Source organism: Thalassobacterium maritimum, assembly GCF_031127805.1.
Taxonomy (GTDB): Bacteria; Verrucomicrobiota; Verrucomicrobiia; order Opitutales; family Coraliomargaritaceae; genus Thalassobacterium; species Thalassobacterium maritimum.
In genome coordinates this window covers 14,498-27,192 of record NZ_JARXHW010000032.1, presented here as the reverse complement: position 1 = coordinate 27,192, position 12,695 = coordinate 14,498, and the positions used below count along the sequence as shown (strand labels likewise).

The 12,695-nt window shown below is 54.9% G+C and carries 11 protein-coding genes; all 11 read left to right on the top strand.

The annotated features are described in order from the left end of the window. Window positions 1-54 precede the first annotated feature (54 nt). On the top strand, window positions 55-789 hold the full coding sequence (locus QEH52_RS13290; protein WP_308951098.1) for a hypothetical protein: 735 nt from the start codon (window positions 55-57) through the stop codon (window positions 787-789). A gap of 8 nt (window positions 790-797) precedes the next feature. Continuing rightward, complete coding sequence (locus tag QEH52_RS13285) at window positions 798-2,498, top strand: Na+/H+ antiporter NhaC family protein (RefSeq protein WP_308951096.1); 1,701 nt, start codon at window positions 798-800, stop codon at window positions 2,496-2,498. A 50-nt stretch (window positions 2,499-2,548) separates the two neighbouring features. Then, window positions 2,549-4,393, top strand: a complete 1,845-nt coding sequence (gene ggt, locus QEH52_RS13280; protein WP_308951094.1) for a gamma-glutamyltransferase — start codon at window positions 2,549-2,551, stop codon at window positions 4,391-4,393. A gap of 63 nt (window positions 4,394-4,456) precedes the next feature. After that, complete coding sequence (locus tag QEH52_RS13275; RefSeq protein WP_308951093.1) at window positions 4,457-4,843, top strand: hypothetical protein; 387 nt, start codon at window positions 4,457-4,459, stop codon at window positions 4,841-4,843. Window positions 4,844-5,012: 169 nt separating this feature from the next. Next, a complete protein-coding gene (locus tag QEH52_RS13270; protein WP_308951092.1) occupies window positions 5,013-6,122 on the top strand; it encodes a transporter in 1,110 nt (369 codons plus the stop codon). A gap of 239 nt (window positions 6,123-6,361) precedes the next feature. After that, window positions 6,362-6,853, top strand: a complete 492-nt coding sequence (locus QEH52_RS13265; RefSeq protein WP_308951091.1) for a hypothetical protein — start codon at window positions 6,362-6,364, stop codon at window positions 6,851-6,853. 23 nt (window positions 6,854-6,876) lie between these two features. Then, the gene (locus QEH52_RS13260) at window positions 6,877-7,374 is read left to right on the top strand and encodes a DUF5069 domain-containing protein (RefSeq protein WP_308951090.1); all 498 of its coding nucleotides are present in this window, start codon (window positions 6,877-6,879) and stop codon (window positions 7,372-7,374) included. Window positions 7,375-7,537: 163 nt separating this feature from the next. Further along, window positions 7,538-9,130: a bifunctional GNAT family N-acetyltransferase/carbon-nitrogen hydrolase family protein gene (locus QEH52_RS13255; protein ID WP_308951089.1), complete on the top strand. Its 1,593-nt coding sequence runs from the start codon at window positions 7,538-7,540 to the stop codon at window positions 9,128-9,130. 799 nt (window positions 9,131-9,929) lie between these two features. Beyond that, window positions 9,930-11,249 carry a cytochrome ubiquinol oxidase subunit I gene (locus QEH52_RS13250; RefSeq protein ID WP_308951088.1) on the top strand — a complete coding sequence of 440 codons (1,320 nt, stop codon included), beginning with the start codon at window positions 9,930-9,932 and terminating at the stop codon, window positions 11,247-11,249. 2 nt (window positions 11,250-11,251) lie between these two features. Next, the gene (locus QEH52_RS13245; protein ID WP_425607160.1) at window positions 11,252-12,259 is read left to right on the top strand and encodes a cytochrome d ubiquinol oxidase subunit II; all 1,008 of its coding nucleotides are present in this window, start codon (window positions 11,252-11,254) and stop codon (window positions 12,257-12,259) included. A 70-nt stretch (window positions 12,260-12,329) separates the two neighbouring features. Next, window positions 12,330-12,695: an ArsR/SmtB family transcription factor gene (locus QEH52_RS13240; protein ID WP_308951085.1), complete on the top strand. Its 366-nt coding sequence runs from the start codon at window positions 12,330-12,332 to the stop codon at window positions 12,693-12,695.

Below are 12,695 nucleotides of genomic sequence, written 5' to 3'. Positions count from 1 at the left end.
GAACTGAGCGCACCCCGGCCGTTTTTCTATCTTCAACCAAGTACCTTTCAGCAAATGATCTCTAGACGCCTGATATCCATTTTTCTTTCTACCTTCGCAGCCCTGGCACCGATGTGTGCAGACGTTCTTTACGAATGGAACTTCGACGATCTACCAAGCACCAATTTGACCCAAACAGATTCTAACGGAAAGATCAAAGCGGACTGGAATCTCGATTTTGATGACACAATGACCAATGGTTTCGGGCAACTGATCGTCCGGAGAACTCCTGATGGTGCCGCCAATACATATGTCCCAATCAGTGCCAAAGCGTACCGCGAAATTGCAGATGAAGTGTGGATACAAGCCGATATCGATGGCTGGCATTTCAAAGGAAAATCCGCATCAGAAACGATGCGCCTAGGCATCGTTCATATCACCGACGAAGAGCGTCCACATGTTTTAGCGCAAATCATCCTCGAGCGCACGGACAGCCACCAGGTATCCATCGCGGCGGAGGCTTTCGGCGAAGCATCCAAATCCATGGCTGCGTTGCCAATATTCGACAGTGAACAAAACGATGCTGTCAGCTTCGTGCTCTACGTGAACAAGAAATCAAATACTTTTAAACTCCACTACAGAATCGACGAAGGCCCTTATCTCTACCTCGGCGAGGGCACAACCAGCCCTGATCGTGAAATTCGCTATCTGCGCTTGGGCTTTTCTGGCTACTTCAACGCTTCCGATGAAGCGCTCCGGATCAATCGTATCGCTTACCTAAGCCATAACCCTATCGAGAGCGCACAGTGAGTCATTTATTGAAATCGATCCCGCTATGGTTCTTCATGGGCGCATTGGCGCTGTCTTGGTGGGCCGGTCGCCATTCGTCAACGGTCTGGGTCGTTGAGTCTTATTCGCTGGATCGGGCGACCGCAGAGAAGCGAATGCAAAAGGTCGGCGCACCTTCGTTTTTAGCCGTCGAAGATTCGGTGCTGTGGAAGCTTAAAGATGCCTCCATCACACGAGCGCCTGAAGTGACTCAGGAATGGGTGATTGAAAGCAACGACGATGGTGACACCTTCTCTCACCTAGAAGCGCGCTACCACCGTGGCATGTGGTCGCTCTTTCCTGCATTTGTCACGATTGTACTCTGCTTCTTAACTCGCGAACCTGTGACTTCCTTACTCGGCGGCATTCTTTCAGGAGCTTTGCTGCTGGGCGCGTACGACATCATGTCCGAGGTCCTGATCCCCGGACTAACGAGTTCATCCGCAGCACTGATCATTGTGCTCTACCTGGGTCTATTGGGGAGCATGCTGGGTATCTGGTCGCGTAACGGTGCGGCACGGGCCTTTGCTGACTGGGTGACTTTACGCTTTGTGCGTGGCCCCAAGACCGCCAAGCTGACTGCATGGATTCTCGGCGCTTTTTTCTTTCAAGGCGGCACCATTAGCACGCTACTTGTCGGCACAACTGTCAAACCTGTAGCTGACAAGGAAAAGATAAGCCACGAAGAGTTATCCTATATTGTGGATTCGACGGCCTCCCCGATTGCGGTGCTACTCCCTTTCAATGCCTGGCCCTTCTATGTGCAAGGGCTCATTTTTGTGGGCGGCATCTCAGTCTTGGCGACCGAAGAACTGCGTGTCGGTTTCTTTTTCTCTTCGATTCCTCTATTTTTCTATGCGATCCTGGCAGTGCTATTTACATTCCTGCTCAGTATCGACCGTCTCCCTTGGATTGGCCAGTCCTTCAAAAAAGCGATTCGTCGTTCGCGCGAAACGGGTGAACTGGATCGCCCTGGTGCCACTCCGCTGCAAGCATCGGAATCGTTACAAGCATCTGATGTGCCCGAGGGCTACCGTCCGGCCGCCTTTGAATTTGTTTTGCCGCTGGTGCTGATTATAGGAATCGCAGTCGGCACCTACGTGGTGCTTGATTCTCCAAATGTGCTATGGGCTTTTGCCGTTGCGGTCTTGGTCGGCGCGCTCACTAGCCGCCTGCGTGGTATGACACTTAAGCACTTAATCGAAGGCGTCACTGCTGGACTGCAAGGCGTCGTCTACGGCGCAGTCATTCTACTCTTGGCGGTCGTGATCGGTGGACTCAGTCGCGAAACCGGCGGCGGTCTTTTTCTGGTAGATTCTCTGGGGGCCGCCCTTCCTTACCAAATGCTACCGCTCTTACTATTTGTACTCACCATCGGCATCGCCTTTTCGACTGGCACAAGCTGGGGCACCTTCGCAGTCACTTTCCCACTGGCCATGCCACTGGCATGGAGCCTCGCCGAAAGCGGTGGTCTGGAGCATCCTGTGCTTTTCTTGCAAATTTGCTTTGCCGCAGTGATCAACGGTAGCGTATTCGGCGACCAGTGCTCGCCCATTTCCGATACCACGGTTCTTAGCTCGCTGGCGACTGGTTGCGATCTAATGGATCACGTTAAAACTCAAATCATCCCCTCTTCGATCGCCGCCGTGATTGCTGTCATCGCTTGGACTTGCTTGACCTTCTTTGTATAGCAATCAGTCCGACCACCAAAACTGTCACCATTTTTTTGATACACTTTTATATGAACCTGTTCAGCCCACGCACTCTACTCTCTATCAGCGCAATTGGCCTAGCTTCGCATATATACGCGGATACAGTGATCGTCAATGAATCCGATCCGGAAGTCCGTAGGGAGGTCGATGTTCGATTCGGTCCGGGAGCGGATGCTTCCTATTTCGCACGTAATGGAATGGTGACCTCATCCTCCAATCACGCGACTTTTGCGGGACTGGAAATACTTCGTGCGGGCGGCAATGCCTTCGATGCGGCTGCAGCGGTGCAGATGGTGCTCTGTGTCACCGAGCCATACGCCAGTGGGCTCGGTGGCGGACTCTTCGCCATGGGCTACGATGCCGACTCGGGCAAAATCTTTGCATTGGATGGACGCGAAGAATCGCCCAAGGCATTTCATGCGGGCCGCTTTAAAACCGATGCGGGTAAAGTAATGCCCTTCCGCGACCGTATCACCGGAGGCAATGCAGTCGGGGTGCCCGGCACGCTGGCGGCTTTTATTAAATTACAAAACGAACACGGCAGCATGAGCTTGGCCGAAATCTGCGAGCCTGCCATTCGTATCGCGCGTGATGGCTTTCGCGTGCCCGAGACTTTTGCCGCCAACTTAAAACACCATTGGGACCGTATTTCGCTCTTTCCAGAGAGCCGACGTTTATTCAGCCGCCCGGATGGCAGCCCCCTGCAAGCCGGCGACCTCCATACAAACCCGGAGCTGGCAGATACCTTGACACTCATCGCGCAAGAAGGCGCCAATGTCTTCTACCACGGAGCGATCGCCCAAGACATCGTGCGCGCCGTGCAAACAGACCCAGTCCAAGCGGGCGTACTCACGATGGAAGACCTGGCACGTTACCAGCCGCTCGACCGCAGCCCTGTCGCAGTGAGCTTCGATCAATACTCGGTCTATGGCATGCCCATGCCATCCAGTGGTGGTGCCACTCTCGGCCTGATGCTAAACCTGGTGCAAGCCCATGGCCTCGAAAACTTACGATGGGGCGATGCCGATACCTTCAGCCTCTTGCTCAATATTCAAAACCTGGCCTTCGCCGATCGTAATCATTACATGGCGGATGCGGATTTCGTAGATGTGCCAGTGGATGGACTGCTCGATCCTGCGTACGCGAGCGAGCGCGTCGCACTGATTCAATCCACCCAGGCCATCCCCACCCCGATCAAATATGGCAAGCCTGCTGGTGCCGTTGCGCCCCCCCAAGCACAGCAGCTGCAACACGAAAGCCAATCCACCACCCACTTCTCAGTCGTCGATCGTGATCGTAATGTAATCTCCATCACTTCCACCCTCGAGCAACACTTCGGCTCCGGCGTCGCCGTGCCAGGACGCGGATTTTTACTGAATAATGAGTTAACCGATTTCAATTCAACACAACACGACAAGGCAGGCGAACTCGCCGCCAATCGCCCCACACCTGGCTTACTGCCCCGCCGCACTGCCTTAGGCGCGGCGGCCGACACACTCGGCGGCAAGCGTCCACGCTCCAGTATGAGCCCCACTATTATACTCAAAGACGGACAACCTTATCTGGTAATCGGCTCCCCCGGAGGCAGCCGTATCATCGGAGTGGTCTTCAACGCACTGCTCAACACGCTGGTATTCGATTTCGACCTACAAGCCGCCATCAATGCACCTCGCGTGATCGGCCGCAATGGTCGCCCTGAAATGGAATCGCCGCTCTATCGCGATACAACACTACGCCAAGAACTCAAAGAACGTGGTTTCAAAATGGTGGACGCCCAAGCTGCAGGCTCCGTGCAAGCCATCCGCGTGAATCCAAACGGCTGGCTGGAGGGCGCAGCTGACCCACGCCGCGAAGGCCTCGCACTGGGGTATTAAAGGCCAAAAATCCACTTGCTCTCGACGCAGCGTTAACATTCTTTCTGTGCCCGATCTACCAAAATGCTCAGGCACTGCTTCAAAATCCTCTTGCTCCTACTCAGCGGCTGGTTACTTACCGGACCGCTGGCTTTGCTGCAGCTGGGTGCCTGGGGCTGGATGCTAGCGAGCTACTCACAGCAAAGCTCCTTGGAGCAAGCCATCGTAGAAACTTTCGGCGATGAGCGCCCCTGCGACCTTTGCCGTGTGATCGACGCGGTCGAAGAGACGGAATCCAATAGCGACACGGCTCAACGCAGCGATAGTAAAGACATCAAACTGATGCTCGGCCTCAGTCGAGCCATTGAAGTGATCGTGCCCACACAGGCCTATGCGCCCAAGGCAGCGATTGTATGTAAACCTGAGAATGCCCAGCAAAGGGTGCCCACGCCCCCGCCGCGCGTGGCTTAAAGACACACACTAGCATTCTCAAGTTAATTGTCCATCCATGGGGAGACAACGCTCTGTCGTTGCCTGCCAATGGACGGAATGCCGCCCTTTCTGACCGCGGCAATCATCAAGCAGGCCCTGTAATCGATTCAAAACAGGCGCTGCTCAAACATTACAAAACACATACAAAATGAAAACTTCTACCCAATTCATCACACTCGCTCTCACACTCACTGCGGCCACAACCGCGCACGCCGCACCAGCCGCGCCCGTCTTTAGCTGCTGCAGCACTGAGGAACATCAACACATCGCCCGCCCCGATGACCATGCGCCGATCTCCGTGATGGGCGACCACACTCACAGCAAAGACAGCTGGATGCTCTCTTATCGCTACATGAACATGCAGATGGACGGCATGCGCAGCGGCACAGATCGCGTCACATCCGGCGAGGTCTTCGCTGCTGACGGCGGCTACACGGTCACCCCTGAGTGGATGACGATGGACATGCACATGCTCGGCGCCATGTATGCACCGACTGAAAAGCTGACTCTCATGCTGATGGCCAACTACATCGAAACGGAGATGGAGCACAGCATTGTTTCACAGATGGCTGCCAACATGATCAACGGCGGCGAGACCGAGTTCACCACTCAATCCAGCGGCCTAGGCGATCTGAAGCTGAGCGCACTCTACAGATTCTATTTGCAGGACAACCAAAAAGCCCACTTCGGCCTGGGGCTCAGCCTACCGACAGGATCCATCGATGAAAAAGATACACTGCCCGCCATGGGAGGTGCAGTCAGCCAGCAAATGCCAGCCTCCATGCAACTAGGCTCGGGCACTTTCGACCTACTCCCCTCACTGACCTACGTGCAACAATTTACAAACTGGTCATGGGGCGCTCAGGCAAATGGCACGATTCGTCTTCAGGATGAAAATTCCAACGACTACCGACTCGGGCACAAATTCGAGCTATTGAGCTGGGCAGGCTACAATCTCACTGACTGGCTCGGCTTGAATGGCGGCCTCAGCTACGGATATACAGGTAAACTTAAAGGCGACCAAAAGGATGTAAACCTAATGGGGCCCAATGGACGTTCCGTCCCCACCGCCTTCAATGAAAATAGCGGTGGCGAGCGTATCGACGTCCTACTGGGCATCAACCTACTCAAGCCCAGCGGTCGCTTTGCCGGGCATCGCCTCTCACTCGATCTACGCCTACCGCTCTGGCAAGACCTGAACGGCTACCAACTCGAGACCGACTCGACCCTCACACTGGGCTGGTCGAAGGCGTTTTAACCTTAATCCAAAGGTCAGCACCCAAGGCATTATAAGGTCAGAGGTCAGAAGCTAGCCACTGTTTATCAGTTAGTTATAAAAATCACGGCATGCGTCATTTGCGCGAGCTAAGAAGTGCCATAACTGATCGATATTCACCTCTGGCCTCCGACCTCTGTCCTCCGTCCTCCGCCCTCCCTTTCTAGCATCATAGCGCGATAGATTTGACAATTCGCCAAACTGCCACGATGTAGGCAGCTATGTTACGTCGCTATTCCTGCCTGATCAGCACGATCATGGCCTCCATTACTCTAATTCCCCTCGCCGCAGAGGAAGCAATCTCACCTACCCAAATCACTGAACAGGAATCTTGGAATGGCTCGGTCTTTCGCATCGAAGATACCAAAACCCGCGTCAGTATCGCATCGGTCAAGCTATCCGTAAGCGACCTAAAGCCGGAAGACGGTAATCTGGTCGGCGAATACACCATTCAGGTGCCGCTCATGCAGTCGAAAAACGACAAAGGTAAAATCGTGCTGCCACTCGAATTCAGCATGGACGAGCTTGGTGCCCATGGCGGCACTCTACGCGGGCAAGCAATCAGCTACAAAGAAGGCACCACCCCCAACTTGATTATCTGCGAAATCATCCCCAACAAAAATCAACGCGTGCTGCTGGATATCACCACCGACGACCGCACCCTATCCTTTAAGTCTCGCTATTCCATAGTAGAGACCTCCAACGACAGCTAACTCACTGCTCATCTCGACTTAAAATGACAGACACCGACCTCGGCCCTACGGGCGAAATTTGCTTCGACCTGCCCTCTCCTTACGAGCCCCACCCCTGTGGCCTGCTGCACTTGCCGCGCTTCATTGCAAAATGCCGCAAGCACTTGGCAGGCGAACTGCCCAAATCCTATCAGAAAAATTTCTGCCGCGGCTTTGATCGCTTTCTCTGCATGCACCTCGGCATCGACCCGAAAGATGTGCTCGAGGCCGTGCTGCAAGCCGGCGACGACGAAGACCTGCTGGATGAATTACTCGATCAGCTCTTCCCCGAAGACTTGCAAGTCGTGAAATGGAACCGCGAAGTCGTGCACAAGGGCCAAACTGAAGCCGGCCGCGAGTTTCTCGCAGAGTCCCTCACCAATATGGGCACTCCGGAAATGATCGGCAAAGTCGACAGCGTGATGGACATGATCGATTTCGACGAAGGCCGCATCCCAGGCTTCTCCGACCAAAAGCGCAAAGACTGGGAAGCGAAGCAGTGAACGTAGGGGCGCCACTTGTGACGCCCGCGTTGTGATAGCTGCGATGGATCGGCGGGCGTGACAAGTCGCGCCCCTACAATTTGCATTGCAATTTGGCAACGACTCGATCAATTCCAGCACACCATTTGACCTGTTGTGTAAATGGCCTGATCTTTAACACCCTATGCAAGCATTTACCTTCGAAACCTCCAAGGGATCGATCTACATTCGTCAAATCGAAAACGAGGACATCCCTCACTTAATCGAGATGAACAAAAAGGCGTTTCCGCTCATGGCGGAAGAAAACGTCGTTTGGAGCGAGCGCCAGCTACAAAACCACCTGCGCCTCTTTCCTCAGGGACAATTGGCAGCCCTGATCGACGGCGTCATCGTCGGAGCCACCGCGTCGCTGATCGTCAACATCGGCCGCGATCCCTATCGCGCCCACACCTACGCCGGCATCACCGACGGTGGCTATTTCCACAACCACGACAGCAGTGGCGACACGCTCTACGGAGCCGATGTCTACGTCGACCCCGACTACCAGGGGCGCGGCATCGGTGCGGCTCTCTACGAAGCACGCCGCCGCCTGTGCAAAAGCCTCAACCTACAACGCATTCTCGCCGGTGGTCGCCTGTCCAGCTACGACGAAGCGCCCGGTGAGCTCTCCCCGGAGGCCTATGTGCAAAAAGTCATCGACGGTGAGATCCGCGACCGTGTCCTGAGTTTTCAACTGCGTGAAGGCTTCACCGTGCGGGGCATCTTACGCAACTACATCACCGATCCAATGAGCCGCAACTATGCGAGCCTGATCGAGTGGCTGAACCCGAACTACTCACCCGCAGAGCCCTCCTCCAAGGTGCGGATCGCCTGCGTGCAATACAAAGTCCGAAAAATCGACACCTTCGAGGACTTTGCCAATCAAGTAGAGTATTTCGTCGAAACCGCGGCCGACTATCGCGCCGACTTTGTGCTCTTTCCTGAATTTTTCTCGGTGCAACTACTCTCCGTGATCGAGCCACTGCCAGCAATCGACGGCATTCAAAAACTCGCCGACGAGTTCACCGAGCCCTTTGTCGACTTAATGTCACGCATGGCCCGCAAGTACGGAGTCTACATCATCGGCGGCAGCCACCCGATCCGCCACCAAGATAAATTACAAAACGAGTGCCTGATCTTCGATCCAGATGGGCGCTATATCGCCCAGCCGAAACTGCACATCACGCCCGCCGAAAAACGCTACTGGGGCATTTCCGGCGGACACGAACTCATCGTGCTCCCCACACCCAAGGCTAAGATCGCCGTGCAAATTTGCTACGATGTCGAGTTTCCCGAAGCCAGTCGCTACCTAGCCGACCAAGGCGTAGAAATCCTCTTCGTGCCCTACTGCACCGACGACCGCCACGGCCAACTGCGCGTGCGCTACTGTGCCCAGGCCCGCGCCATCGAAAACCAGATCTTCGTAGCGACCGCCGGCATCATCGGTAATCTGCCCAGCGTGCCAGCCATGGACATCCATTACGGCCAGGCAGCCGTCTTCACCCCGTCGGACTTCGAGTTCGCCCGCGACGGCATCCAAGCCATCGCCGATTCCAACGTCGAGACCTTACTCGTCACCGACATCGACACCGAAGACCTCTACCGCTCCCGCGCCAGCGGCTCCGTCACCCCGCGCCTAGACCGCCGCACCGACCTCTTCGAGCTCAAAGTGAAGCTCAAAAACCTCGAAACGCACAGCGAGCTCAACGAAGCCCCCGAATTCGAGTTGCCGAAGTAAAAACGTAGGGGCTTCATTTATGACAATGCCATTGCATATAAAAAATACCTCTGCTTATAGACACCAAGAAAGTTTACGCTTCCCGGGTGCCCCCCTACAATCAGATACAATCAATGCCTTGGATCGGCTTTTTTAGGACAGAATAATTTAGGACAGAATGATTCTTAGGCTCGGTGTGATTAAAACTGCGTGGTCACATGTGGCTTAGCCGCTATTTTTAGGCAGAATCATTTTTAGGCAGAATCATGCCTACACAGCGCAACACCGTAGAGTGGCATGATTCTGCCTCTAATGATTCTGCCTGAATTCTTTTCTTTACTCAAAACTGACTAAGCTGTCCGTTCGACGGGCACTCGATTCGAACTTAATTTAAAATCCACGTAGTTTGAATCACACCCTCTTAGGCTCGGCGCTCGTTCACAGCATTGCTTAAGTTAACATTATTCTATCCTAAATCATTCTGTTCGAATCAGCATCGAGCTACGTCAGCTTGGTAATGATTGTACATAAAGAATGCCCTCCATGAATACGATCGTCATCGCATCAAATAATAATAATGCATAAACAATAATCCTAATATGCAATGGCATTGTCATTTATGAAGCCCGCCGAGCCCAAGCCCACAAGCCCACAAGCCCACAAGCGCTCACTCGTACCCCTAAAACCCACGCCCCCTCCAATCCCAATTCCAATTAGCAACAGCCACCCCAGCCAATAAGCAGGCGTAATCATTGGCCAACTAGGTCGATCTACGCTTCAAACAAGCATAAGATTCAGGCAGCTTAACCGCGCCTTTATCATGGATGCCTTTCTTCTATCACGCCTGCAGTTTGCTGCGAATATCAGTTTTCATATTCTCTTTCCCACCATTACGATTACGCTGGGTTGGTTGCTCTTATTCTTCAAGCTGCGCTTCGCCCGCACGCGTGATCCGAAGTGGATGGAGTTGTATTTCTATTTCACTAAGGTCTTTGCCCTGAGCTTTAGCATCGGGGTGGTCACGGGGGTGACCATGTCCTTCCAATTTGGCACCAACTGGCCGGGCTATATGAATACGGTCGGCAATATCGCGGGCCCTCTGCTGGCTTACGAAGTGCTCACGGCTTTCTTCCTGGAAGCGACTTTTCTGGGCATCATGCTCTACGGCTTTCGCCGCGTGCCGGGCTGGTTTCATACCTTGGCGACTTTTCTGGTCGCGGGCGGCACGACGCTCTCGGCCTTTTGGATTCTGGCGCTGGATAGCTGGATGCAAACGCCGGCCGGCCATGTCATGATCGACGGCGTCGCCCACGCCGAAAGCTGGTGGCATATCGTGATGAACCCGTCCATGCCCTACCGTCTGGTCCATACACTACTGGGCTCGGGGCTGACAGTTGCCTTCCTCGCCGCAGGTCTGCTAGCCTACCGGCGACTCAAAGGCGACGATCGGCCCGCCGTTCGCACGGGGCTGCGTTGCGCACTCTTTCTGGCTGTGGTGCTGGGGCCGCTGCAAGGAATCGTCGGTGATCAACACGGGCTCAACACCCGCGACTATCAACCTGCCAAACTGGCCGCCATGGAAGCGCTGTGGGAAACCACCGAAGGCGCCCCGCTGGCGCTGTTCGCCCTGCCCGATGAAGATGCGCGCGAAAATCACATGGAACTGGCCATCCCCAAACTCGGCAGCTTGATCATTACCCATGATCCCAATGGAAAGATTCTGGGGCTGAATGAATTTGAGGGGCTGCACCCACCGGTCAGTCCAGTCTTTTGGAGCTTTCGTATCATGGTCGGAGTCGGCCTGCTGATGATTGCGGTCGCGAGTCTCGGCAGCTATTTCCTGATTCGCAAACAGGAGCTGCCCAAGTGGCTCTTACGGGTTTTACTAGGCATGACCTTCGCCGGCTGGGTCGGCACTTTGTCCGGCTGGTATGTGACAGAGATCGGACGCCAGCCTTGGTTGGTCTACGGCATCCTGAAGACTGAAGATGCGGTGGCCGACCTGCCGCCCGCGCACGTGGGCCTGACGCTGACGGCCTACTTGGTCACCTATCTAGTGCTGGGGCTCGCCTACGTGGGCTCGCTCTTCTACCTCGCACGCAAGGCCATGAAAGAAGAACCTCAACAAATTCCGGCATGAACATGGAACAACTCACTCAGGGCGAGCCGCTCGCTTTCATCTTCGCATTTTTAATCGGCCTCTCGATGCTGCTCTACGCGATCCTGGATGGCTACGATTTGGGCGTGGGCATCCTCTCTTCCATCGTCGATGAAGCGCATCGCGACCGCATGATCGCCTCCATCGGCCCCTTCTGGGATGCCAACGAGACCTGGCTGGTGCTCGGCGTGGGCCTGCTGCTGGTCGCGTTTCCGGCCGCGCACGGCGTCGTGCTGACCACCCTGTATCTGCCAGTCGCAGTGATGCTGCTGGCCTTAATCTTCCGCGGGGTCTCCTTCGATTTCCGGCGCAAAGTGGCCAAGAAGAAGCAAGCCGCCTGGAATCGTAACTTCTTTATCGGCTCACTCCTGGTCGCTCTCAGCCAGGGCTACATGGTCGGACGCTTCATCATCGGCTTCCAAGAAGGGCTCACCGCTCAACTGTTTGCCTGTTTCTTCGGGCTGCTGGTGGTGGCCGGTTATGTGCTGATGGGGGCTTGCTGGCTGATTCTAAAAGCCGAAGGCGAACTGCAAGAGCGCGCCGTAGGCTGGGCGCGACGTGCGATTTGGACCATGGTACTGGGCGCCATCCTCAGTAGCCTCACCGCCCCCTTCGTGGATACCCGCATCTACGACCGCATGTTTGCCTTTCCGGAAGTCACCCTGTTACTCGCGATGCCGCTGATCTCGATCATGCTGACACTACTCATGCATTTCATCCTAGGGATTCTGCCCATGGAAAACGACCGGCTAGCCTGGATGCCGCTCGCCATTTCCATCGCCATCTTCGTGCTCGGCTTCCTCGGATTGGTCTACAGCTTTTACCCTTACATCATCCCCGGTCAGCTTCTCATCACCGATGCCGCCGCCGCGCCGGAATCGCTCAAAATCATCCTAATCGGCACCGCCGTGGTTTTACCCTTCCTCATCGGCTACACCGCCCTCGCCTATTGGATCTTCAAAGGCAAAGCCAGCGACCTCAGCTACGATTAAGACTGACACATCTCAAAAATCATCACATCCGCCTTGACTTATCGTATATCTACGATATACGATAAATTATATGGCAAGTACCAAACACGCTCTTTTCCCTGAAGAACAAGTCTCGCTGGCGGCCTTTGCGGGTGCGCTGGCACACCCGGCGCGCATTGCCATTATCGGGCTGCTACAGGAGCGCAAAGAGGTATGCTGCGGCGACATCGTGAAGGAGCTCCCACTGGCACAAGCCACGGTCTCACAACATTTGAAAGCGCTGGACAAGGCGGGACTGCTCCACCTCCGCGAATGCGGCCCCAAGGTCTGCTACTCCCTCAATTGCGAGGCGATTCGCAGCTTCTGTCACAGTTTTCAATGCACACTCGGCACCGATCAAGCGGACCACAGTGCAGAACTTGAGCCTGCCGCGGACTGCGCGAACCGCCGCAGCTGA